This is a genomic window from Nocardia sp. NPDC049526, assembly GCF_044465765.1.
Lineage (GTDB): Bacteria > Actinomycetota > Actinomycetes > Mycobacteriales > Mycobacteriaceae > Nocardia.
The window spans coordinates 363,094-385,653 of the sequence record NZ_JBITMA010000001.1 but is presented as its reverse complement, the minus strand read 5'-3'; the positions used below and the strand labels follow the sequence as shown (position 1 = coordinate 385,653).

Sequence of the window (22,560 nt, the reverse complement as noted above, 5' to 3'; positions counted from 1 at the left end):
AGCACCGTCACCGCCCGCTGTCTGCGGCGATACGAAAGAGTCTCCACGCTGTTTCCATGGCGGCCTGCATGGGTCGCTACCTGGTTACGCACGCTGCCTCCTCCGCGCCCGTCGCTCCGGCTGTGCGCGTTTCACTGCTCGCCCCGATCCATGATGCGTACCTGGACCAGCGTGACGACCAGCAGCACGAGGAACATGATGGTGGCGACCGTCGCGCCGTAGCCGGCCCGGAAGTTGCGAAAGGACTCTTCGTAGACCTGGTAGACCATGGTCGTGGTGCCGGTGCCGAGCGGCCCGCCGCGCGTCATCACATTGATGATGTCGAAGACCTGCAGCGAGTTCAGCAGCACCGTGATGGACAGGAAGAAAGTGGTCGGGCGCAGTTGTGGCAGTAGCACTTTGGTGAACGTGGTCCAACGGCCGGCACCGTCCATCTCGGCTGCCTCCATCAGATCGGCGCGGGTGCCCTGCAGCGCGGCCAGGTAGATGACGAAGGTGTAGCCGAGGTTCTTCCAGATATAGGTGACCGTCACCATGAACAGCGCCCAGTGCGGGTCCTGGTAGAAGTCCGGCACCTTGTCGACGCCGATGCGGTGCAGCACATCCTGGATCAGCCCGAAGCTGGGATCGAAGATGAACTGGAAGGCAACGCCGATGGCCGCGCCGGAGATGACGAACGGCGCGAAGATGGCCGAACGAACCACATTGCGGCCGAACAGCTTACGGTCCAGCAGCAGGGCCAGCGCCAGGCCGAGCAGCATGCTGCCGACCACTGCGGCCAGGGTGAATACCACCGTATTGGTGACGATCTGCCAGGAGTCGTCGCGGCCCCACCACTCCCGGTAGTTCGCGAACCCGATGTAGGTCACGAAGTTGTCGGAGATATTGAAGTCGGTGAGCGAGAGCCGGATATTGTCGGCCAGCGGGCGGTAGACGAACAGCGTCAGCAGCACCAGATTCGGCCCGAGCAACACCAGGAACAGCGCATAGTCCTGCCACGGCCGGTTGCGCAGGCCACGCCCGCGCGGTTGCGGCAGTACTCGTTCCGGCCTGGTTCGCACGGCCGAAGTTTTATGGCGCACAGCAAACGATCGGTTAATGCCGAGCGCCGATACGCTGAACTTCTCGCGCGCGCCCCGAAACTTATGCCGGTCGTCGGGTGCGAGGCCATCTTCGTCGCGGGCCGGCGGCCGTGCAGGTGGCTGGATGCTGGGCGTACCCATGTTCTCCCGCAATCAGTTGTAGCGTTGCGCCACTCGGGAGATTAACTGGCAACTGGTCCGTCGTCCGGGAATTCCCGAACACCATCAGTTGAACAAAACGAACTCGGCCCAGGCGATTGCGCCTGGGCCGAGCTGAGCTTGGAGGTCGGGTTGTCAGCTATTCGTTCCAGTCGCCGTAGCCGTCGCGGGAGTTGAGGGTGCCGCCCTGGGTGTTCTGGACGATGACCGGGTCGCCCTTCTTGGCGTTCTCGAAGAACCACTTGGCGTTCTCGGTGCTGACGTTCAGGCAGCCGTGGCTGGCGTTCGAAACACCTTGCTGCGCAACCGACCACGGGGCCGCGTGCACGAAGATGCCGCTGTTGGAGATCCGGGTGGCGTACTCGACCTCGACCTTGTAGCCCTCGGGATCGGTGGTCGGCACGCCGTAGGTGGACGAATCCATGGTCATCTTGCGCAGTTGCTCGCCGACGAAGTAGGTGCCGTTCGGGGTCTCGTGCTTGGTCTTACCCATCGAGGTCGGCATCGTCATGATCTCCTCGCCGTTGCGAGTGATCGTGATGGTGTGGGTCTCGTCGTCGGCGGTGGTGATGAAAGCGTCACCGATCCGGTATGCGGTGCGGGTGCCGCCTGCCTCCACGGTCACATCGGTATTGGCCGGCCAGAACTCGTTCGGCCGCCAGCGCACCTGCTTGTCGCTGAACCAGTAGAAGTGACCCGGCGCCGGATTCGAGGAGGTGATCTTGATGGCCTGCTCGGCGGTGCCGTGATCGGTCACCGGTTCCTTGAAGTTGATGATGATCGGCTGCGCGACGCCGACGACCTCGCCGTCCCCGGGGCTGATACTCGGCGGCGCGAAGTTCGCCGTGGCACCCGGATCGGTGGCGGTCGAGTTAGCGGAGCCGGTGCCGACACCCGGCAATGCCGGGTCGGCCTGAGCCGGCGCGACGGCGGTGATGCCGACCGCGGCGATCGCCGCCGACAATAGGATGCCCTGCCGGAGTCGGCGGGCTAGCGCTCCCCGACGAGGAGCAGTCGACGTCCCGGTGTGCAAAGCGGCATGCATAGGTTTCTCGTCCAATCCATCTCTCGCCTACGCCGGTGGCGCGGTGAGATCTCTCATCGGTGTGGAGCTCGCAGGGCGGTTTCACGAAGACTCTTCGTGGATTCCGTGCGAACGCCCACGGAAAAACGGCGCGGGGCACACGAAGCACCCCACGGGTATATGACGCACCCGACCCTGGGGTCCTTCCTACCGTCCGGGGCCATCCGCGGCCAGTGGCGTTTCGGATTGATTCGTGCCGACCGCATGATGTGGCGAGCAACACATATGCCGTTGGGAGTCACGATCTTTCGTGAAAGTGGCCGGTCAGGTCCGTGGGACTCGATGGCTCAGGAGGGCCGTCAAGTCGGCCGAGCCTCAGATGAGCCAAACTCCTTCGTGAGATAAATCACGAAATGACATCGAATGGGATCGACCGATGCGGCCCTGTCGCGATGTTGTGCGGCACCGACAGCGGCGCCCGCCCGCGCATATATCGCGGCGGCAAGCGCAGCCGCAGTCGGCCGAGGATGGTCGCGAGCACGATCCGCAGTTCGTAGTCGGCCAGCGATGCCCCGACACACCGCCGATTTCCACCGCCGAAGGGCGCGAACTCGTACGGCCGGTACTTGCGCTCGATGAACCGTTCCGGCCGGAAGAGCTGCGGATCCGTCCACACGGCGGGATCGGAATGCAGCAGCGGCAGCGCGATGCCCATGGTGTCGCCCGCCGCGAGCTCGACACCACGCAGCGCGAACGGCGCGGTGTTGTTTCGAGCGACCTGCGAGCAGTCGCCAGCGGCCAGCCTGCGCAGGACTATGGGCACCGTGGGATGCAGCCGCAGTGTCTCCTGGCACACCGCGTCCAGGAACGGCAGCCCGGCAAGCTCGAGCGGGGAGGCGTCGAGACCGGCCGTGTGCAGTTCGGCGCGCAGGCGCTGCAACGCCTCGGGTTCTCGATGCAGATGGAACAGCGCCCACACCAGACTGGTCGCGGTGGTCTCGTGTCCGGCGACGAGCAGGGTGCGCAGTTGGTCGCACAGATCGTCATCGGTGATCGAGGTGCCGTCGTCATAGCTCGTCGCGAGCAGTAGACCGAGAATGTCGGCGCCGACCGAGCCGACGGCCCGACGCTGCGCGATATCGGTCAGGATCAGCTCGTCGAGCCGCTCGCGCGCGGCGACGAACCGATCCCACGGCGCCCGGCCGAACAGCCCGTGGCGCAGGGCGGGCACCAGCATCAGCGGTCCGGAGTAGGCGGTGAGGAATTCCGCGACCGCGGCGGTGTATTCGGAGCGGCGCACGTGGCTGTCCACCCCGAATACCGCATCCAGAATCACCCGCAAAGTGATCGCCCTGGCTGCCGCCCGCGAGTCGATGCGTGTGCCCGGTGTCCAGGCGGGGCGGGATTCGCCTGTGCTGCCGGATATTTCGGCGATGGTGGACTCGCGGATGAGCTCGCCGTAGGCGCGGATCCGCGCGCCGTGGAACGCGGGAGCGAGCAATGTCCGATCGCGCCGATGTCGTTCGCCCGCGGCCAGGATCAGCGACGCGGAGCCGACCAGCGGTTCGATCGGATTCGGACGCGGCGGTTCGAGCAGATCGATCGGCGCGCGGAAGAATTCGCGGGCGCCCTCGGCCGTGCCGGTGAACAACACCGCGTCGAAACCGGGAAACCGCACGTAGAACGGATCGCCCTCGCGTTCGCGTCGCCAACGGAAGTACCGCTCGAAATCGATGCTCGCCGCCAACGCGTGCGCAATCACCATTCTCGGTGCACGCGGCCTCGAAGGCGCGGCGTCCAGCGCCGTTTCCTCTGATGCGTCCGCCTGCTCCATATCTATAGCTACGAACTCACGCGGGTCCCGGTTCGACCGCCCCTTTCGGGCGCACCCTGCGCACCGTATTGCCGGCGAGGGCGGCCAAGCGCGCGAGCCGGGCGTCCCCGAGGGCGGTCACCGCATTGCCGAGCCGGTTGGTGACGAAGGCGATCGACATGCCCAGTTCGGGATCGGCATAGGCGCCCGAACCGCCGAGTCCATAGTGGCCGAAGGCTTTTCGCGGCTGCTGCTTGGACATGACCACCGGACGGTGATAGCCGAGGGTGAATTTCAGCGGCACCCCGAGCACATAGTCACGGCTGTCGGCCCGCTGCGTCTCGTTGATGATCGCGATCGTCTCCGGTTTCAGGAACTGCACTGCGTCGATGGCGTGACCACCGCGTTCGGGATCCAACGCCTCGACCCGCCCTTCATTCGCAAGGGCCCCGTACATTCTGGCCAGCGCGCGCGCCGAGAAGACACCGTTCCAGCCCGGCATCACCGCATCGTGCACGCGCGGATCGCGGACGAGTTCGTCGAAGCTCTCCGGCATCCCCGCCTCGGCGAGTCCGCGCACCGGCCGCACCCAGGACAGCACCGATGACGCAGTATTCCAACGGATTCCGGGGGGATTCAGATGCGGAAAGATCTTGGCGATCCGGTAGCGCTCGGATTCCGGTACCCGGAACCAGAATTCGTCATAGCCGAGTGGTTCCGCGATCTCGCGCCGCACCACATCGGTGAACGGATCACCGGTGACGCGCTGCACGATCTCGGCCACCAGCCAGCCGAAGGTGATCGCGTGATAGCCCGATGTACGGATGCGGCGCGGGTCGGCGGGACTCTCGGCCAGCGCCGTCACCACGGCGTCGTAGTCGAGGATGCCCTCCCGGCCGGGGACCAGGCCGCGCACTCGGTGCAGTCCGGCGCGGTGCGAGAGCACATCGCGCACCGTTATGTCGTCCTTGCCGTGTGCGCCGAACTCCGGCCAGTAAGTGGCGACCGGGGCTTCGTATTCGATCTGCCCGCGCTCTGCCAGCCGGTGCACCACGGTCGCGGCGACGCCCTTGCCGGTGGAGAAGGTGAGCGCGACATTCTCGCCGTTCCAACGTCGATCCTTGGCCGCCCAGCCCGCCCAGATATCGACGACGGGTCGACCGTCGAGATAGATCGCGAGCGCACCGCCGCCACGCGTCGGCTGGGCGAACATGCCGAAGAAGTGATCCGCGAGGCGGACGAATCTCGGATCGACGAGCATCTCCAGTGGCGCGGCTGGCCATCGGTCCGGTGTGGGGAAGGCTGAAACCATGGGTCACACCTCCTGGTGGCTGGGGCCGAATTCTCAGCCTAACTCGGATCGTGGCGTTTGCCAGCGACCGAAAGGCGTGGTCAGACAGGTCGCGCCGGTTGCCGAATTCCACGCGAAGGCTGCCGTGCCCAGGCACACCACCGCGCTCTCGGCGGTCGCGACCTGTGCGCGCGAGCCGTCGAAGGCGATCGATATCGCGAACAGCGGGGTGGGCGGGCTCGGGTGGTCGGTCTCGGAATCCGTTGCCGGAGCGACGATCGAGGCCAGCGCGACGGCATCGGCGCCGTAGCCGAGCGCGATCGGAATTCCGCCGACTCCGTCGCTGGCGCCCACACCGCCTGCCGCGCCGATGCCGAAGGCGGCGGCCCCCAGGCCGGCACGGGCGTAGCCGACTCCGTCGTATCCGGCCGCCCGCGCCCGGCCGAGGGATTCGGTCGCGGCCCGGCATGCGGTGCTTCCGTCGATCACGGTGACATCCGTCCCGCCGTCGGAAGCACAATGCACATCGGTTGCTGAGGCCACTGCGGGGAGGATCAGCGCGGCGCCGAACGCGGCGGTGGTGCAGGTGATCGCGCTGATCAGCTTCACGGACGAACTCCTCTCACACCGGAAACCCCACCATACCCAGATCGGTTGCTGTGACACCGGTTCCGCTGGTACACCGCGGTGCCACAGTGATCGAACCAACATTTGGGCCGGCACTGTGCTTCTCCGATGCGGTTGCTGTCGACTCGACGCATCTGCGCTCGGTGGTGTATGCATGGCGTGGTATTTCATGCATTGCTAGATCACTTCGGATTCCGACGGGGGTATGAGTTCGGAGCGTTACAGCCGGGAGGACTGTAAGTGTCTCGTCAACCGATCTCGGGTCGCCTCGCGACGGCGGCCATCGCCGCGGTCGCCGTCGTCGCCGCGCTCTCGCTAGCGGGCTGCGGCAATAAAATCAGCGGCAATGCCCAGCCCGCCATAAACGGGACCATCGATGCGGTCTCGTCCACCAACACGCCGAAAACCTCAGGGGCCAGGCCCACCACCAGCGCCCGCCCGTCCTCCGGTAAGCCGACGGCGACCACCTCCGCGACCAAGGGCGGCAGCACCGATTTCCAGGCCAATGTCGGTGACTGCGTGACGCTCGGCGGCACCACCGATAACGCCACCATCGCCAAGGCCTCCTGTGGCAGCCGGGCCTCGAACTACAAAGTCATCGGCAAGGCGGCGACCAGTTCACAGTGCGTCGCCGACCGCGACTCCGCCTACTTCGAAACCCTGAACGGCGTGCAGCAGGGCGCGATCTGCCTGGATATCGACTGGGTCGTCGGTGGCTGCATGGATATCAGCGGCGAGGATCCCAAGCGCATCGACTGCACCGAACGCGTCAGCCAGGGCGTGAAGGTGACCAATATCCAGCAGGGCGCCGACGATGCCAGCGTCTGCGGGAGCAGCAGCGGCTTCGAGTACCCGACGCGGCGCTTCGTGGTCTGCGTCCAAAATCTCTGACACCCACGAAAACCGGCCGGTAGCGGCTAGGTTTGGTCGGTGAGTTCTGAGTTACCCCGGCTGGGTTCGGCCACCGGCCGCTGGATCCTGCTGGCCACCATCCTCGGTTCGTCGGTGGCCTCGCTGGATGCCACCGTCGTCAATATCGCGCTGCCGCGCATCGGCGAATCCCTCGACACCGATGTCGCGGGCCTGCAGTGGACGCTCAACGGCTACACGCTGACTCTGGCCTCGTTCATCCTGCTCGGTGGCTCGCTCGGCGATCATTTCGGCCGCCGCAAGGTGTTCGTCTGGGGCGTAATCGGTTTCGCGCTGGCCTCGGTCCTCTGCGGTGCCGCGGTGAATATCGAGATGCTCGTCGTCGCCCGGATCCTGCAAGGTGTGGCGGGAGCGATGCTCACCCCAGGCAGTCTCGCGCTGATCTCCTCATCCATTGATCAACGCGATCAGGGTGCGGCGATCGGCCTGTGGTCCGGCTTCGGCGGCGTCGCGGGCGCGCTCGGGCCGTTCCTCGGCGGCTGGCTGATCGAGTTGGCCGGCTGGCAGTCCATCTTCTTCATCAATGTGCCGCTCGCGGTGGTCGTCGTACTCGTCACGCTGCGGCATGTGCCGGAGAGCCACGACCCGAATGCCTCGGCGCGACTGGATATTCCGGGTGCGGTGGTGGTCGCGGTGGCCCTCGGCGCGCTGACCTTCGGTCTGATCGATGCGATGCCGCTACTGGTGGTCGTCGGTCTGCTGCTGCTCACCGTCTTCGTGGTGATCGAAATGCGCAGCGACCATCCGCTGGTGCCCCCCTCGCTGTTCGCTGGGACATTTTCGCCGGGCGCGGGGCCCTCCGTGGGTACGCAGGCTGCCTCCTCCGGGCCCGTCGCTTCCGGCGGGCGGGTCTTCACCGCCGCGAATCTGGTCACCCTCGCGGTCTACGCCGCGCTCGGCGGTGTCTTCTTCCTCCTGGTCATGCAGCTGCAACTGGTGGCGAAGTACACGCCGCTGATGTCGGGGGTGGCCACGGTTCCGGTCACCTTGATCATGCTGGTGCTTTCCGCGCCCGCGGGTCGTTGGGCGCAGGTGCACGGTGCGCGCATTCCGATGACGGTCGGTCCGCTGCTCGCCGCGCTCGGCCTGGTATTGCTGCTGCGCATCGGACCCGATACCACCTATCTGACCGATGTACTTCCCGGCGTGCTGGTCTTCGGTCTCGGCCTGTCGGTATTGGTCGCTCCACTCACCGGCGCGGTACTCGGCGCGGTGCCCGCCAGTGAGGCCGGCATCGCCTCGGGGGTGAACAATGCCGTGGCCCGTACCGCTCAGCTGCTGGCCGTCGCCGCGCTGCCCGGCCTCGCCGGCATCTCCGGATCGCTCGGCGATCCAGTGGAATTCGACCGCGGCTTCGGCGTCGCGATGTGGATCTGCGTCGGCCTGCTGGTGGCCGGTGCGCTGATCGCGGCAGTACTACTGCGCGCGCCACGCCGCGCGGCGACGCTGGACAATGTCGACTGCATGCTGCAGTGCGGGGTGGCGGGTCCGGCGCTGGCGCCGCTCCACAAAACAGAATGAGCGGGTCATTCGACCCGCTCATTCGGTATTCGACTGATCCTCGCTAGATCGGGTTGAAGCCCGCCCCGACGCTGCCACGGGCATTGATATCGCCCATGATCGAGCTCATATTGGTGCCGACCTCGGGTCCGAAGCAGGCGATGGCGAGATACGCGTTCACCATCCCGACCAGTGTGGTGCCGACGACGACCGGCGCACCGGAATCGCCCTCCACCACACACATCTGCGACCAGGTCTCCATATTCGTGCCGAACAGGTCACCGTAGGCGATGCCGCAGGTACTGCCGGTGGTGCGGCCTTCCTTGCAGACGATCATCGGGAACTGGGCCGGGCCGCCGATCCCGGTGATGGTGACATTGCCGATCCGGTTCACCGGGGTGATCCGGCTCGGATCGAACTGGATGATGGCGTAGTCGAGGTCGTGATTCGAGTAGACGAACCGGCCGATCACGCCTGCGCCGCGGTCGGTTTCGGCGTACACCTGAGCGCCCGGGTCGCCGCAGTGTCCCGCGGTCAGGCCGACCAGCCGGCCTCCGCCGTCGTAACCGACCGTCGTGACAGTGCATTCGAACTGATTATCGATAATGATTCCCGACCCACCGCCGATGACGGGTGGCCCCGGCGCGGCGTCCGCGGTCCCGGCCCCCGTCGCGACCAGTGCCGCACCAAGAGCTACGGCGAAGGCAGCGTTGGCCACCTTGGCGAGTTTGCTGAACATGTCCCTCCAGACGTCGGAAGTCCGCACGATATCAATCTGTCGCACCCATCGTGTCAGTATTCGGCTCCGGGCGCGTCCTGTATCCCTGGCGATCGCTTGCGGGTCGCTCGAAACGGTCGGCCTCCTGGTGTCGAACGCGTCGCACTTTTCGACATTTCAGATGCAGCGTCTCATTTTCTAGCGATAGCGAAAGTCTATTACTGAAATCATCACAAAGTGACTGATTGTGTTTCAGTTGTATGTTGATCGGTACCGTAGCGGCCATTCGAATCGTACGCAGATTTTATATGAATATTATCCGCGCAAATAGTGGAACAGGCCATATGCGAGCCTGATCGGAGCCGGTGGAACTGCAACTTGTTCTAGAAGTATCACCGTTAACTTTGGGACCGATCCCAAGCGCAGGGCCACTGCTCATAGCGTTTTCCCTACAGTGACTCCAATCTATGACTGCAATCACACGGTGATGGTGTGTTCCGCACTACTCCGTAGTAAGGTGCGTCAAGCAAACAAGTCGTCGGGGTTTGGTTACCGGCGTCGAGAGGGGTTAGCCAGTGCAGTCGACCAAGAGTCCACCAGCGCAGTCACGGATGAGTGACGCGGTCGATTGGACGAAGGCCTACTGGGAAGACCATCCGAAGCGCTCCTTGGAGACCTTCGGCAGGCAGATCACGATGGGGTTCGCGGCGGTCGCGGAGTTGTTCATCGCGATATTCCGACGCCGCTTTCCTTATCGTGAGTTCATCCGCCAGTGCGCGTTCATGGCCAGTGTCGCCGCGGCACCGACGCTGCTGGTCGCCATCCCGATCGGCGTGATCGTTTCCATCCAGGTCGGCGCGGTCGCGAGCCAGGTCGGTGCGACCTCGTTCATCGGCGCGGCGAACGGTCTCGGCATCATCCAGCAGGGTGCGCCGCTGGTCACCTCGCTGATGATCGCGGGCGCGGTCGGTTCGGCGATCACCGCCGATCTCGGTTCACGCACCATCCGCGAAGAGATCGATGCGATGCGGGTGATGGGGGTGGATCCGCTGCGTCGGCTGGTCGCGCCCCGGCTCGGTGCGGCCATGCTGGTCAGCGTATTGCTCTGTGGCTTCGTCGTATTCGTAGGATTTTTGACTGGCTACATTTTCAATATTTTCGCGCAGAACGGCACCCCGGGTTCCTATATCGGCACCTTCTCTTCGTTCGCCGTCACCATCGATCTGCTTGTCGCACTGGTGAAATCGTTGATCTTCGGGTTGCTCGCTGCGATCATCGCCTGTGATACCGGGCTCAATACGCGGGGCGGTCCGGGCGGAGTCGCCAACTCGGTGAACTCCGCGGTGGTCAGTTCCGCCATCATGTTGTTCGGCGTGAACTTGATCATCACCCAGATCTACAACGTTCTCCTCCCCCCACAGGTGGTCTGAGCAGGTGTCAACAACCTATATACCGCCGCTGCTGCGGCCACTTCGGCAAATAAAGAAGTCCGCGCAGGTCCCGGTGGATATGGTGGCGCGCCTGGGACACCAGGTGTTCTTCTTCCTGCGGTCGGTGGGCTCGATCCCGTTGGCGCTGCGGCACTATCCGAAGGAAGTCTGGCGGCTGCTTTCGGATGTCACCTGGGGCAACGGCAGCCTGGTCGTCGGTGGCGGCACCATCGGCGTCATCCTGATCCTCAGCGCTTTCGGCGGGATGACGGTCGGCATCCAGGGCTATACCTCGCTGAATCTGCTCGGCCTGAGCCCGATCACCGGCGCCATCTCCGCATTCGCGACCACCAGGGAGTTGGGACCGCTGCTCGCGGCGCTCGCCTTCGCCGCCCAGGCCGGCTGTCGATTCACCGCGCAACTCGGCGCGATGCGGATCTCCGAGGAGATCGACGCACTCGAGTCGATCGCGATCCGGCCGCTGCCGTATCTGGTGAGCACCAGGATGTTCGCGGCGATGATCGCCATCGTCCCGCTCTACTGCCTCGGCCTGGCCATGGCCTACATTTCCTGCTCGCTCACAGTGCAGCTGATCGGCAACACCTCCAGCGGTACCTACGCGCACTACTTCTATCAGTTCCTGATACCAGGAGACGTGCTCTACTCGCTGCTCAAGGCGATGGTGTTCGTCGCGATCACCACGTTCATCCAGTGCTACTACGGCTTTTTCGCCTCGGGCGGTCCGGAGGGCGTGGGTGTCGCGGCCGGTCGGGCCATCAAGATGTGCATCATCATCGTGGTTTTCGCGGACCTGTTCATGACATTGGCGATCTGGGGCGTCAATCCCGGCATCCGGATCTCGGGGTAGGACGAGATGATCATCGATCCCAGTGGGCGTGGCCCCACCATGCGACAACTGTTGGTCGCCGGCGTATGCGGACTCGTCGTCTTCGCGCTGATCCTCGGCTTCCTGATGGCAAGATACCAAGGCTATTTCGTGCCCAAGGTGCACGTGGTCGCCAATCTGACCACCACCGGTGACGGGCTGCCCAGCGAGGCCGACGTGAAGTTCCGCGGCGTGCTGGTCGGCGCGGTCGAGGATGTCGAGGTCGCCGCCAAGGGCGAGCTGCAGAAGGTGCAGATCGACCTGAAGCCGGAGTTCGCCGGCGATATCCCGTCGAACGTGACCGCCCGCGTGGTGCCGAGCAACCTGTTCGCCGTCACTTCGGTGGAATTGGTCTTCAACGGTCCGGCGGATCAGTACCTGCACGAGGGTTCGACCATCGAGGAGGACCGCAGCCAGGGCACCATCGCGCTGCAGGACACCCTCACCACCGTCCGGACCATCCTCACCAAGATCGATCCGGTGCAATTCGGCCGGGTCCTCGGCACGCTCTCCCAGGCGCTGGACGGCAGCGGCCGGATGCCGGGCTCCACCATCGAGCGGCTGGACAAGTGGCTCACCTCGGTGGACGAGTCCATCCCGAATCTCGGTGTGCTGCTCGATGATTTCTCGGCCTCGGCCCGCGCACTCAACGAGTCCGCCCCCGAATTGCTCGATGTGCTCGGCAGTTCGGTGAAGACCGCCCAGACCATCGCCGATCACCGGTCCCAGCTGGTCGCCCTGATCAGCGGTACGGCGGGCACGGTGGATTCGGTCAACTCGCTGTTCGCTCGCAACGGCGATGTCGGCAAGCAGGTGACCGCGGGTACCAGCGATATGTTCGGCGCGCTCGCCGCGGATGCGAATTCGATCCCGGACACTATTGCCTCGCTGAACAATTCGTTGCGCAAGCTCGGTCAGACCTTCCACTGGGGTCCGCAGCGGCAGATGGTCTGGAACGCGGGTGTCACGCTCACCCCGTACCGGCCCTACGAACAGGCCGACTGCCCGCACTACGGCAATCTGGCCGGACCGAGCTGTGCCACCGCACCGGCGGTCTCCGATCCCGGCTACCTACCGGACTCGATGAAGCCGCGTTCGCTGGAAACCGCGCAGGGTTTGGCGAAACTGCCACTGCCCGCGGGCTTCCCGGAGATCCCGGGTCTCACCTCGCCGGGTGATCCGCTCGCGGCGGCCTCGGCCGAGCCGAAGCCGGCCAGCCCGTTCGCGGGTACGCCACTGGAGGGGTTGTTCCCGAACCTGGCGCCGCCCGCGCCGAATGCGCAGCCCTCCGCCGACCAGCCCGCGGCTCCGGCCGTGCCCGTCCAACCGGCGAGTGCACCAGTGACCGCCGACCCGATTTCGTACGAAGGAGATGCCGCGATCGTGGCCCTGCTCGGTCGTCGGCCGACAGCGGCCGAATATCTGCTGCTCAGTTCGGCAATGCGCGGGGGTACTTTGCAGGTACGAGGTGCCGCCGAATGAGCGTTCGTAAACCACTGATCGGCTTCGGCCTCTTCGCGATCGTCTCGATCCTGGTCACCGTCGTCGTCTGGAATACGCTGGCGCGGGTCGTGGAAGGTGACACCAACACCTACACCGCGACCTTCAGCGATGTGCTCGGCCTGCGCGAGGGCGATGACGTCCGGATGGCGGGCGTGCGGGTCGGCAAGGTCGAGAAGATCGAACTCACCCGCGATTCCAAGACCAAGAAGTCCGTCGCCAACGTGACGTTCATCGTGCAGCGCAACCAGACGGTGTACGACGACACCAAGGCGCTGGTCCGCTACCAGAACCTGATCGGGCAGCGTTATGTCGCACTGGCTCCGGGCAAGGCGGCGAGTCCGGCGGCGTTGAAGAACAAGGCCACCATTCCGCTCGAGCGCACCGAACCGTCCTTCGATGTGTCCGGACTGCTCAACGGATTCCAGCCGCTGTTCCAGGTGTTGCAGCCCGAGCAGGTGAACCGGCTCTCGGAGACCTTCATCCAGGCATTGCAGGGTGACGGTGTTTCGTTGAGCGCGTTCATCACCCAGGCTGCCACCCTGGCCACGGATTTCCAGCGCCGAGACGCGATTCTCAGCGATGTGATCACCAACCTCAGCGGCGTCATGTCCGGGTTGGCCAAGCGAGGTGATGAATTGGAGACCCTGGTTACCCAGACCCGGGCACTGATCGGCGGCCTGTACGACCAGGGGCAGTCGCTGCAAGCATCCACCGTGCAGATCGCGGATGCGACCAGCGGTCTGGTGGACATGCTCGGCAAGATCCAGCCGAAGCTGGCCAGCGCACAGGATTCGACAAGCGCGGCGCTCACGCTGCTGATCGCGAATGGCGCCAAACTGGACCAGGCCGCGATCGACCTGCCCGCAGTGCTGGCCGATATCGGCAAGTTCACCCAGGACGGCGCCTATGCCAACGCCTACATCTGCAAGCTCGATATTTCGCTCTACGGCATCCTGCTCCCCCGCGGCCTGCTCCCAATGATCGGCGGTAACGGACAGTCGGCGGTGTGCCGCCCATGATGACCAAGATCAAGGACAGGTTCAACAACAACCGCTACTTCTGGCTCGGCGTGATCGGCGGCGTCCTCATCATCGCGCTGCTGATCGGGTCGAGTGCGTACAAGCTGATCGGCGTCGGTGAGAAGACGGTCAAGGCCGAATTCGCGCAGACCGCCGGGGTCAAGGTCGGTGACAAGGTCAATGTCGCCGGCGTGCCGAGTGGCCATGTCGCCGGTGCGAAGCTGGAGAACGGGCACATCCTGCTCACCCTCAGCGTGAACGACGATGTGAAGCTCGGACCGGATGCCAGGGCATCGATCAAGATGGCGACGCTGCTCGGTGCGCGCTACGTCGATCTCGATCCGGGTGACGGGTCGGGGTTGAAGGGCAGCCGAATTCCGTTGTCCAACACCTCGGTTCCGTACAACCTGGCCGATGTGGTCGAGTACGGCACCCCGAAGTTCGAGGCGCTCGACACCAAGCAGCTGGCCGCCTCGCTCGATCTGATCAACAAGCAGATGGGCGATTCGCCCGCGCTGACGGCGCAGGCGCTCGACAGCGTCGGCGCGCTGGCGAAGGTGATGGATTCGCGCAAACAGGAAGTCGACAGCCTGCTCAAGGATCTCGACCGGGTCACCCGGATCCTCGGCGACAACCGCAACAGCGTGCTGCTGGTGATCACTCAGGGCGAGGCCATCGCCAACCGGGTGATGGAGCGTCAGGGTCTGCTGCGCCAGCTGCTCGACAATGTGTCGACGCTGAGCCGCCAGCTGCAGGAGATCGGCGCCGCCAACAACAACCAGCTCGGCCCGACTATCGCGCAGTTGAACACCATGGCCGAAGGCCTGCAGAAGAATAAGGACAACCTCGACCGGCTGCTGCAGATCATGCCGGTGTCGGTACGCACCTTCAACAACGCGTTCGGCAATGGTCCCTACGGTGAGGTCGGCCTGCCGTGGGGCTTCCCGGACAACTGGTTGTGCTTCGCCCATGTGATCGAGGGGTGCCAGGGATGAAACTGATGCGAATCAACCTGCGGCGCCCGAATATCGGGCGCATCGCCAAACCACTGATGGTCAGTGCGGCGGCCCTGGCAATCGGCAGCTGCTCGCTGGTGCCGAGTTCGGTGAACAGCGCACTCGGCAATACCATGACGATCACCGCGGACTTCGAGAACATCGCGGGCGTCTTCGAGGGCAATCCGGTCACGGTGCTCGGTCTGCAGGTCGGCAAGATCGACAAGATCATTCCCAAGGGCACGCTGGTCGAAGTGCATATGACGATCGACAAGGACGTCAAGATTCCGAAAGACGCGATGGCCGCGATCGTTTCGCCGTCCATCGTCACCGACCGGCACGTCGAACTGACTCCGGTCTACACCCAGGGCGAGACCATGTCCGACGGTGCGCATCTGCCGAAGGCGAAGACCAAGACACCGGTCGAGCTGGATACGATGCTCAAGACCATCGATCAATTCGCCGCCGCGCTCGAGCCGAAACCGGGTACCGAGGGAATCGGTCCGCTATCGGGTCGGGTGCTCTATCCGATGTTGAACGGCAACGGCGAGAAGATGCGTGACACCCTCAACGCGCTCTCCAGCGCGTTGAAGGTCGGCGTCGACAATAAGGACGCGGTCTCCAGCATCATCGTCAAGTTGAACGAGCTGACCACGATGTTGGCCGAAAACGACCAGTCCGTGCGCGATTTCAGCAATCGGATGACGCAGATGACCGGACTGCTCAGCGATCAGGCCCCCGGTCTGGAGGCCACGCTGCAACAGCTCAACGACTTCCTGGCCAATACGAGTTCGGTCTTCGTGCAGTACCAGGATCAGCTGGGCAGTTCGCTGGAGGGTCTGACCAAGGTGACCGATCAGTTGCGCGCCAACGCCCGCGGCCTCACCGAGGTCGTCGACATCGCGCCGCTGCTCATGCAGAACCTGGACCGGTCGATGAACCGGGAGTTGGGTTATGTCCGGCTGCACGGCAACCTGCCGACCTTCCTCAACGGTGAACTGCTGAGTCTGTTCTGTGAACGGATTCAGATGCGTTCGGATGGCTGCCGCACCGGCAAGCTCGAGGATCTCGGTCCGGACCTCGGTATTACGGCGGCACTGCTGGGGATGACCAAATGAGCGACCGGTTCACGATGAAGGCCCGCCGCACGCTGATCGCGTTGGCGGCGGCATCCGGGGTGGCCATCACCTCCGGCTGTGGTTTCACGGTGGAGAAGCTGCCGTTGCCCAAACCAGGCTTGGCCGGTGAAACCTATACCGTGCACGCGAAATTCGAGAATGCGCTGAATCTGCCCGATCAGGCGAAGGTGAAGATCGGTGGCTCGGATGTCGGTGTGGTCTCCAATATCCAGACCAAGAACTTCGAGGCCATTGTCGATCTGAAGATCAGCAAGGACATCGAACTTCCGGTCGGCAGTACGGCGGAACTGCGCCAGGCCACCCCGCTCGGCGATGTGTTCATCGCGGTGTCCAAGGCCAAGGCGGATCCGGGGTCGCCGGTCCTGCACGACGGCGACACGCTGGGCTTGGACAAGACCTCGGCGGGCGCCACCGTCGAGGAGCTGTTGATATCGGTCTCCATGTTGTTCAACGGTGGTGGTGTCGCCGCACTGACCAAGCTGACCTCGGAAATGGACTCCATCGTCGGCGGTCGCGGTGATCAGATGGCCCATCTGATCACCGAAATGACCGGCGTGGTCGGCAGTTTGAACGAAAACAGCGCTCGGGTCGACAGTGTGCTCGCGCAGTTCGGTTCGCTGGCCACCACCATCGAGGGGCGGCATGCGGAATTGGGCCAGGTGGCCGATACGCTGCCGCAGATGATCGGCGCCGTCGCGGAGAACAACCGGGCGATCGGCGATCTGCTGCAGAAGATTTCGGTGACCAGCGCGGCACTCGGCGATTACTCGAACACCTCGAGCGGTCAGCTGAGCGATCTACTCGACAATGTGAAGAAGTTGATGGACGCGCTGTCGCAGACCGAGCAGAACTTCGGTCCGGCGCTGGACGCGCTGCACGATATGCGCGGTCCGATCGACGCGTCGTTCCGTGGCAACAGCCTCGCGGTCTACGCCACACTGACCAATATCCACAACTTCAGCTTGTTGTCGGATCCGGGGCAGGGCAAGTTCTTCGACGGCCGCGATCTCGCGGACTTCGCGGGCAGCCTGATCACCGTCTTGCAGGCGATTCAGGGACGACTGCAAGGGGGTCACCGATGAGCGAGCGAATCATGTGCCAGCGCGCGCAGCGCATGCCGGAACCGAGCGCCGGCGAGGTGCAGGCATGAGCTGGCTCGGCAAACTGATGCAGCGCAAGCTGCTGCTGTCCACCATCGGCCTGGTGCTGGTGTTCATTGTGGGCGCCACTTATCTGCTGGTGAGCGTCATGCGGGTGAACCCGCTGAAATCGACCTACGCCGTCACCGTGCATCTGGACCGCTCCGGTGGTCTGCAGCCCGGTAACGATGTGACGCTGCGCGGCTTCCGCGTCGGCAAGGTGACTTCGATCGAATTGGTCGACCGCGGACAGTCCATTGCCGCGAAGGCCGATATCGACTCGAAGTACAAGATTCCGGTCGACACCAAGATCTCGGTGGGTGCGCTCTCCGGCGCCGGTGAGCAATACATCGACTTCCGGCCGAATACCGAGCAGGCGCCGTTCCTGAAGGACGGTTCGGTCATCCAGTTCGATCCGGAGAAGATCAAGACCCCCACCCCGGTCTGGTCGGTGCTCGACAACTCCAGCGCACTGATCGCCCAGGTCGATCCGGATAAATTCAGTGTCATCCTGGCCAACCTGGACACCGCGCTGAGCGGTGGCCCGGATCAGTTGCGCGGCATGGTCAACGGCATCAGCCTGGCCATGGCCGGTTTGGACAATCTGCTCCCGCAGACCCAGAACCTGATCACCAACCTGCGCACCATCGCGAACACCACCTCGAACGCGCAGCCCGATCTGGGGACCCTGACCCGCAACTCGGGTCAGCTGTTCGATCAGTTCAACAATGCCAACGCCGAATTGCAGGCGATCCTGGAGAAGGCACCGGGACAGCTGACCAGTCTCGGCGCGGTACTGGACAAGACGGCCGATCCGATCACCAGTCTGGCGGCCAACTTCGCGGCGGTGACCAAGGCCGCGCAGCTGCGGATCCCGGCGCTGCAGGCGCTGTTCCCGGCGCTGAACCTCGGGTTGTCCGCCGCGGGTGTGCCCGCGCACGACAACGAGTTCTACACGGTCGTCGATGTCTGGATTCGGCCGATCTGCCAGTACAAGCACACGCCGATCCGCAATGAGGTCATCCAGGACGGCTCGCTGCCCAAGTGGAACTACTGCGAGAATCCGCCGCCCGGCCTGCAGATTCGCGGTTCGGCGAATGCCCCGCGGCCGAACGTGCCGGACAACGGCGCGCAGATGCCGCCGGGTGCGGATCAGAATGAATTGACCCCGCCGCCGCTGCGGTGACCAGCCACAGCGATACTCGCCCCCAGAGTGCGAACGGTTCGTCCGATGCGGACCGACAAGGCCATATCGGTGCGCTCGGGTGCGCCGGGAAAGTGCAGGATTGTATCGATGTCCACAGATGATGTCGGCGCCGAGAAGCAGAACTCGGATGCCGAGGAAGCCGATGCCAAGGTCGACGCGTCCGCCGAGGACAAGACGGTCGAGATCGGGAAGTCGAGCGATGCGGTAGCCGCCGCGCCGCCGGCGGCCCCGAAGCCAACCGCGGACAAGTCGGCCAAGGGTGCCGAACAACCCGTGGCCCAGGGCGGTGGCAAGGGTTCCGGCGCACTGGTACCGATCATCGGGGCGTTCGTCGCCGGTGTGCTGCTCGTCGCGGCGGTCACCGCCGTCGTGGTGTTCTACCGGCAGGCCGGAAATCGCGGCGACGAGTTGGACGCGCATGCAGACGCCACCGCGGCGGCGTGCGAATACGGCAAGCTGATCTCCACCTACGATCCGCAGACCATCGACGAGTACCTGAAGAAGGTGGATGCAGCGTCGACCGGTGACTGGAAGGATCAGTTCGCCAAGCTCGGCCAGGACCTCAAGGGTGTCGTCATCGATGCCAAGGCCACCTCGTCCACCTACGACGTGCAGTGCGGCTTCCAGTCCGGCGATACCGAGAACGCGAATGTGCTGGTGGTGATCGGTCAGACCACCACCAATGTGAATATCGCCGCCGCGAACAAGCCGCCGAGCAAGGTGGAGCTCGTGGTCGTGGCCGGTCTGAAGAAGGTCGGCGACAAGTGGCTGGTCGACAAGTTCGATCTGCCCATCCTGAAGCAGATGGGCAACTGATCGGATTATCTACTCCGAAAAGCGCCTCCGGGCGGGTGGGAATGGCACCACCCGCCCGGAGGTCTTTTCCGGCGGTCTTGCGCCCGGTCGCGCCCGGTGGACTCAGAACAAGGTCAATGCCTGAGGTGCTGGCGCGACCGGCTTCCCCGCTGACCGCGGCCGGGCGGATTTTGTGGTCTTGTCGGAGGAGTCCTCGAGCACCGGCTGCAGCTCGGGGAGTTCCGCGGTCGGGACCTCACCGGCCGCCGCGGAGGCCGCAGCCTGTCTGGCCGCCTCGCCCGCGAGGGTGTCGGCCATTTCGTTGAAGTAATTGCCGACGTGTCCACGCACCCAACGGAACCGGACCGGTCCCGGCCGGGAGGCGATGGCCCGGTCGATCTGTTTGATGAGTTCGACGTTCTTCACCGCGCCGCCGCTGGCGGTGCGCCAGCCGTTGGTCCGCCAGCCGAAGATCCACTCCGAGGCGCATTTGATCGCGTACAGCGAATCGCTCTCGATGAACAGCGGTTCCTCGCCGGGATGGGCGAGTACCGCCTCCAATAGCGCGCGCAGCTCCGCGACCTGGTTGGTTCCGGTGGCGGCTCCCCCGCTGCGTGAACCGCCCTGATGATTGACCCAAGCCCAGCCGATGGCGCCGCCGGGATTGCGGAGGCAGGATCCGTCGGTGCTCACGATGATCATAGATGGCACCCTACGCAATCCGACCGACAAGATCGGTACCGTGGAATTCCTCTATCTCCCTTCGCAACTGGGATTCGGTTCGGCGCAGTGCCGAGCGCACGGCGGAATCCACCAGGCGCAGGTACAGTCGACCGAACAGCCCACTCGGTGGAGCGTACTCCGCTTGCGAGGTCAGCACCGAGCGTCCGTAGCCGAGCGGGTCGAAGCGCAGCGTCAAAGTGCCTGACAACTGGCCGCGCAGTGTGTAGCCGATCACCACATTGCGCCGGTATTCGGTGATCTCGCATTCGATGGTCGGCCGCCATAGTCCCAGCCTGATCCGAGTCGTGAAGACCGCACCGAAACCCTGGTCGAGCTCACCTTTCGGCTCGAACGCGGCGACGGCGAACATCCAATCCGGCACGAACTGATGGTTGTCCGTATAGGTGAAAGCCACCTCGACCGGGGCTCCGACGTCGCTCGCGTACTTGATGTGGCCCATAGGGCCCCTCCCTGTTGGCTGCCGCTAAAAGTACTACAGCTCTCCTCTTTATTCGAGGGGTTGCCGGGAATTTGGTTGGCGGGCTTACCACATTGATGACCGGGCGGTCGCTTGGTTTGCTGGAACGCGCAACCCAGCTAACTCGGTGGGGTCACAGTTGGTCGACGATGTATTCGGCGATCGGCATCGCCGAGGTCGCCGCCGGTGACGGTGCGTTGAGCACGTGAATCGAGCGCGGTGTGCGTTCGATCAGGAAGTCGTGTACCAGGGTGCCGTCACGCAGTACCGCCTGCGCGCGGATGCCCGCCTCGCGCGGTCGCAGATCCGCGATCGTGAGCTCCGGGCAGTACCTTCGGCATTCGGCCAGATAGCCGCGTTTGAACAGGGAGTTGCGCAATTCGCGCAGTCCGGTGCGCATATGGGCGCGGGCCACTCGGTGGAAGCCGGGAAAACCGAGCACCGCACGGGCGTCGAGGGCGTCGAAGCTGCCCTTGCGGTAGCCCTCCCTGGCCAGGCCGAGCACCGCATTGGGGCCGACGGTCAGGGTGCCATCGATCATCGGGCTCAGATGTACCCCGAGGAAGGGCAGATTCGGATCGGGAATCGGATAGATCAGCGTGCGCACCAGTCCGGATCGGCTGGGCGGTAGCTGGTAGTACTCGCCGCGGAACGGCACGATGCGGAAATCGGTTTTCAGACCGGCGAGTGCGGCCATCCGGTCGGCTTGCAGACCCGCACAGACCACCAGGGTGCGCGCCGTCCAGGAACCCGCGGGACCCGCTGCGGTGACCGCATCGGCAGTTTCGGTGAGTGCGGTGACCTCGGCATTCAGCACGATTTCGCCGCCCGCGGCCCGGACCTCCTCGGCGAGTGCGTTGGTGACGCGGGTGAAGTCGATGATGCCGGTGGCGGGCACGAACAATGCGCCGACACCGCTCACATGCGGTTCGCGGCGAGTTAGTTCGGCAGTGTCGACGAGTTCGATATCGACCCCGTTGGCGACCGAGCGTTCGTGCAGCGCGAGCATCCGCCGGTATTCGGCGGCATCGGTGGCCACCAGCAGTTTTCCGCATACCTCGAACGGAATGCCCTGTGCCGCGGCGAATTCCTTCGTCCACGCGGCGCCCTTTCGGCACAGCCGCGCCTTCAGACTGTCCGGCGGGTAGTAGATGCCGGAATGGATGACGCCGCTGTTGTGTCCGGTCTGATGGGTCGCGAGTGCGTCGGCCTTGTCGACGAGCACCAGGCTCGCACCCGGATGACGTCGCAGAATCCGATGCGCCGTCGCGACTCCGACGATCCCGCCCCCGATGACACAGAAGTCGTACATGGGACGCAGCGTAGGCGGACTAGACCGCGATGGTGTGGTTCGCCGTCGTCGTGGTCGGATTCGGGGTCGTGTCGACCGTTCCCGACGTGGCCGAATCTTCCACGGTCGCAACATGTTCGGTGCTCGGCGCGGGATTGCGATCGAGGCGCAGGCCGTGTTCACCGAGGGTCGGATCCGAGAAGGTGAGCGTCACTTCGCCGTTGTGCGTATCGACCTCGGTGCGCAACTGGGTGACCCCGCCCGGATCCGCGTGGATACCGAGCCGGTCCCGAACCGGTTCGGTGAACAGGAAATCCGTCAGTGCCGTCAGCGCATTGGTATCCACCGTGAAGGTGACGGAATTCGCGCGCCCCGGTGCCACCTGCGCGCCGACATAGGCGGTGCCGAGGCGCAGTTTGCCGCTGATTCCGGCGGAGGCGGGCGAATCTGTATGGGCCTGAGAGATTTTCACGGTGCCATCGCTGGATTCGGCGGGGAAGCGGCCGAATAGTGCGGGCAGGTCGCGAGTTCCACCGGTCAATATGGCATCGGAGAGCACGGGTCCGTAGTCGGTGTCGACATCCGGAATCCGAACCGCGGGTGGTGCGGCCACGTCGTTGGTGGCGTGCTGGGTGTCGGCCATCTGGTGGACGATGTAGGCTCCCGCGGTAACGGTGAGACTGAGGCTGGCGGCGCCCGCGAGCACGATGGCGGTATGCCGAGCGATCTGGGCAGGCTTATGTGCCACGATGCGTTCCTTTCCGTCCGCCCCTGATCCCCTCACCACGCGGCCCGCATCGTTGAAAGCCGT

Annotated in this window: 21 protein-coding genes; 11 read left to right on the top strand and 10 right to left on the bottom strand. The window is 64.5% G+C overall.

What is annotated here, in order from left to right; translation table 11 throughout:
• Positions 1-131 precede the first annotated feature (131 nt).
• The 5 genes from ACIBW7_RS01680 to ACIBW7_RS01660 form a co-directional block, all read right to left on the bottom strand.
• A complete protein-coding gene (locus tag ACIBW7_RS01680) occupies positions 132-1,061 on the bottom strand; it encodes a carbohydrate ABC transporter permease (RefSeq protein ID WP_397043056.1) in 930 nt (309 codons plus the stop codon).
• A gap of 319 nt (positions 1,062-1,380) precedes the next feature.
• Positions 1,381-2,286 (bottom strand): L,D-transpeptidase, encoded by a 906-nt coding sequence (locus ACIBW7_RS01675; protein ID WP_397043054.1) that lies wholly within the window; start codon positions 2,284-2,286, stop codon positions 1,381-1,383.
• Positions 2,287-2,671: 385 nt separating this feature from the next.
• A complete protein-coding gene (locus ACIBW7_RS01670; protein WP_397043053.1) occupies positions 2,672-4,030 on the bottom strand; it encodes a cytochrome P450 in 1,359 nt (452 codons plus the stop codon).
• An 85-nt stretch (positions 4,031-4,115) separates the two neighbouring features.
• Positions 4,116-5,390, bottom strand: coding sequence for a serine hydrolase domain-containing protein (locus ACIBW7_RS01665; RefSeq protein WP_397043052.1), 1,275 nt, complete (start codon positions 5,388-5,390; stop codon positions 4,116-4,118).
• 33 nt (positions 5,391-5,423) lie between these two features.
• Positions 5,424-5,978, bottom strand: coding sequence for a DUF6764 family protein (locus ACIBW7_RS01660; protein WP_397043050.1), 555 nt, complete (start codon positions 5,976-5,978; stop codon positions 5,424-5,426).
• A 258-nt stretch (positions 5,979-6,236) separates the two neighbouring features.
• Here ACIBW7_RS01660 and ACIBW7_RS01655 point away from each other — a divergent pair, with 258 nt between their 5' ends.
• Together ACIBW7_RS01655 and ACIBW7_RS01650 are read left to right on the top strand one after the other, a co-directional pair.
• A complete protein-coding gene (locus ACIBW7_RS01655; protein WP_397043048.1) occupies positions 6,237-6,887 on the top strand; it encodes a hypothetical protein in 651 nt (216 codons plus the stop codon).
• A gap of 39 nt (positions 6,888-6,926) precedes the next feature.
• Entirely contained in the window at positions 6,927-8,447 is a 1,521-nt protein-coding gene (locus tag ACIBW7_RS01650; protein WP_397043046.1) for an MFS transporter, read from the top strand.
• Between the two features lie 43 nt (positions 8,448-8,490).
• Here the strand turns inward: ACIBW7_RS01650 and ACIBW7_RS01645 are convergent, their stop codons facing one another.
• Entirely contained in the window at positions 8,491-9,165 is a 675-nt protein-coding gene (locus ACIBW7_RS01645; protein ID WP_397043044.1) for a S1 family peptidase, read from the bottom strand.
• A 590-nt stretch (positions 9,166-9,755) separates the two neighbouring features.
• Here ACIBW7_RS01645 and ACIBW7_RS01640 point away from each other — a divergent pair.
• The 9 genes from ACIBW7_RS01640 to ACIBW7_RS01600 all read left to right on the top strand — a co-directional run bounded on the left by ACIBW7_RS01640 (position 9,756) and on the right by ACIBW7_RS01600 (position 19,278).
• A complete protein-coding gene (locus tag ACIBW7_RS01640; RefSeq protein WP_397043042.1) occupies positions 9,756-10,574 on the top strand; it encodes an MlaE family ABC transporter permease in 819 nt (272 codons plus the stop codon).
• Positions 10,575-10,578: 4 nt separating this feature from the next.
• Positions 10,579-11,442 (top strand): ABC transporter permease, encoded by an 864-nt coding sequence (locus ACIBW7_RS01635; RefSeq protein ID WP_397043040.1) that lies wholly within the window; start codon positions 10,579-10,581, stop codon positions 11,440-11,442.
• 6 nt (positions 11,443-11,448) lie between these two features.
• Entirely contained in the window at positions 11,449-12,942 is a 1,494-nt protein-coding gene (locus ACIBW7_RS01630; protein ID WP_397043038.1) for an MCE family protein, read from the top strand.
• Entirely contained in the window at positions 12,939-13,982 is a 1,044-nt protein-coding gene (locus tag ACIBW7_RS01625) for an MCE family protein (protein WP_397043036.1), read from the top strand. The genes ACIBW7_RS01630 and ACIBW7_RS01625 overlap by 4 nt, the downstream gene beginning before the upstream one ends.
• Positions 13,982-14,977, top strand: coding sequence for an MCE family protein (locus tag ACIBW7_RS01620; RefSeq protein ID WP_397044129.1), 996 nt, complete (start codon positions 13,982-13,984; stop codon positions 14,975-14,977). Before ACIBW7_RS01625 ends, ACIBW7_RS01620 begins: the two co-directional genes overlap by 1 nt.
• Positions 14,978-14,982: 5 nt before the next feature.
• On the top strand, positions 14,983-16,095 hold the full coding sequence (locus ACIBW7_RS01615) for an MlaD family protein (RefSeq protein ID WP_397044127.1): 1,113 nt from the start codon (positions 14,983-14,985) through the stop codon (positions 16,093-16,095).
• On the top strand, positions 16,092-17,198 hold the full coding sequence (locus ACIBW7_RS01610) for an MCE family protein (RefSeq protein WP_397043034.1): 1,107 nt from the start codon (positions 16,092-16,094) through the stop codon (positions 17,196-17,198). The genes ACIBW7_RS01615 and ACIBW7_RS01610 overlap by 4 nt, the downstream gene beginning before the upstream one ends.
• A gap of 64 nt (positions 17,199-17,262) precedes the next feature.
• The gene (locus ACIBW7_RS01605) at positions 17,263-18,441 is read left to right on the top strand and encodes an MlaD family protein (protein ID WP_397043032.1); all 1,179 of its coding nucleotides are present in this window, start codon (positions 17,263-17,265) and stop codon (positions 18,439-18,441) included.
• Between the two features lie 108 nt (positions 18,442-18,549).
• Positions 18,550-19,278 (top strand): hypothetical protein, encoded by a 729-nt coding sequence (locus tag ACIBW7_RS01600; protein WP_397043030.1) that lies wholly within the window; start codon positions 18,550-18,552, stop codon positions 19,276-19,278.
• Between the two features lie 102 nt (positions 19,279-19,380).
• Here the strand turns inward: ACIBW7_RS01600 and ACIBW7_RS01595 are convergent, their stop codons facing one another.
• The 4 genes from ACIBW7_RS01595 to ACIBW7_RS01580 all read right to left on the bottom strand — a co-directional run bounded on the left by ACIBW7_RS01595 (position 19,381) and on the right by ACIBW7_RS01580 (position 22,497).
• On the bottom strand, positions 19,381-19,959 hold the full coding sequence (locus ACIBW7_RS01595; protein WP_397043029.1) for a ribonuclease H: 579 nt from the start codon (positions 19,957-19,959) through the stop codon (positions 19,381-19,383).
• 10 nt (positions 19,960-19,969) lie between these two features.
• Positions 19,970-20,440: an SRPBCC family protein gene (locus ACIBW7_RS01590; protein ID WP_397043027.1), complete on the bottom strand. Its 471-nt coding sequence runs from the start codon at positions 20,438-20,440 to the stop codon at positions 19,970-19,972.
• A 151-nt stretch (positions 20,441-20,591) separates the two neighbouring features.
• Positions 20,592-21,770, bottom strand: a complete 1,179-nt coding sequence (gene lhgO / locus ACIBW7_RS01585) for an L-2-hydroxyglutarate oxidase (protein ID WP_397043026.1) — start codon at positions 21,768-21,770, stop codon at positions 20,592-20,594.
• 19 nt (positions 21,771-21,789) lie between these two features.
• Complete coding sequence (locus ACIBW7_RS01580; protein ID WP_397043024.1) at positions 21,790-22,497, bottom strand: hypothetical protein; 708 nt, start codon at positions 22,495-22,497, stop codon at positions 21,790-21,792.
• Positions 22,498-22,560: the final 63 nt, after the last annotated feature.